This is a genomic window from Streptomyces sp. NPDC058964, assembly GCF_042741275.1.
Taxonomy (GTDB): domain Bacteria; phylum Actinomycetota; class Actinomycetes; order Streptomycetales; family Streptomycetaceae; genus Streptomyces.
Genome location: NZ_JBHYKH010001001.1, coordinates 1 through 1,255, shown reverse-complemented (window position 1 = coordinate 1,255; position 1,255 = coordinate 1). Strand labels below are relative to the sequence as shown.

At 69.6% G+C, this 1,255-nt stretch carries 2 protein-coding genes; one reads left to right on the top strand and one right to left on the bottom strand.

The window, feature by feature from the left end; translation table 11 throughout:
• The coding region (locus ACFW2E_RS47180; protein ID WP_384478422.1) for a winged helix-turn-helix domain-containing protein at positions 1-386 on the bottom strand (386 nt) is incomplete at its 3' end.
• Positions 387-896: 510 nt separating this feature from the next.
• On the opposite strand from ACFW2E_RS47180, the gene ACFW2E_RS47175 reads away from it, so the two are divergent.
• The coding region (locus ACFW2E_RS47175) for a hypothetical protein (RefSeq protein WP_384478420.1) at positions 897-1,255 on the top strand (359 nt) is incomplete at its 3' end.

Below are 1,255 nucleotides of genomic sequence, written 5' to 3'. Positions count from 1 at the left end.
GCCGCGACCTCACGCGGCGGCCGCTCCCGGGACACGTCGGTCGGCGTGGGCTTGTAGACCAGCCCGAGCCGGTTCAGCTCCGCCTCGAACGCGCCCCGCGCCCCGCCGGCCTCTCTGGCGGCGGGCTGGTAACGGCCGGTCCCGTCCCTGGTGATCTTCCCCAGGAACGGCGTCACGAATGAGCCCTTGCCCATGTGCGTGACGACCAGCCCGTCCCGCTCCAGCACGCGGTAGACCTCGCGCGTCGTCTGGAAGGCGACGCCCTCCGCGGCCTGGAGCTCGGCAGATCTCGGCAGCTTCGCGCCCGGCGGGTAGTGCCGGCTCTCGATATTCGCTCGGAGATCGGCGGCGATCCGCTCGAGCTTGCCCGGCTCCTTCCTGGCCACGGCCTCCGTCCCTTCCGTCCGTGATGTTGGTCTGGCGCCCAAGCATGACATAGCTAGTTAGGTTCCGAAAGCGGCGACTTTCGAACGGTGTCGCGCGCCCTTAAAGCCCTGGTCAGACGCCCCTCCGAAACACACCTATCTAGATGGGTTGACACGCCTTACGCGCCGTGTCTTAATCGATCTCGCAACCACCTATCTAGATAGGCAGGGGGTTGCGTAACGCCCGGAGAGCAGCGCGTGATGGCGGCTTGAAGGAAGCGTCTGGATCTTGAAATCACCCATAGCAGGGAACACGCCGGAAACCCGTGGACCGCCAGCCTTCGAGCACGTGGGAGGTCGGAAACATGGCGGTGAAGACCGGCACCCGATGGCTTCCGAGTCGTCGCGGTCCAGCACCTCGCGCGTCGCGCGTCGTGCCGGAGCCGCGCCTACTCGGCACCCGGTCCCCGAGGCGATTGGAGCGCCCCGGAGACCGCGCACACCAGCACCAGACACACCCGGAGGCACCACATGATCCGCAACGCCACCTCCCGCGCGCGTCGCGCATTCCGCACCGTCGCCGACGCCGTCCGCTCCACCGTGACCCCGGGCTCCCTGGTCCGCTCCCGCTCCGCCGAGACCGTCGCCGACCCGGCCGACGTCTTCACCCCCGAGGAGATGCCGGCGCCCGAGGAGATCGAGACCAGCGCGGCCGCCTACCTGACCGCCTGCGACGAGGCTCGCGCCGCCGACCGGGGCAAGCGCAAGTCCCGCAAGCTGCTGGACCGCCTGCCCTCCGGGGTCTACGGCCGGTTCACCGTGGAGCGCACCCCGTCCTCGCGGACGACCGTCGACCTCGACGAGGTCCGTGCCACCTATGCCCGGCTCCC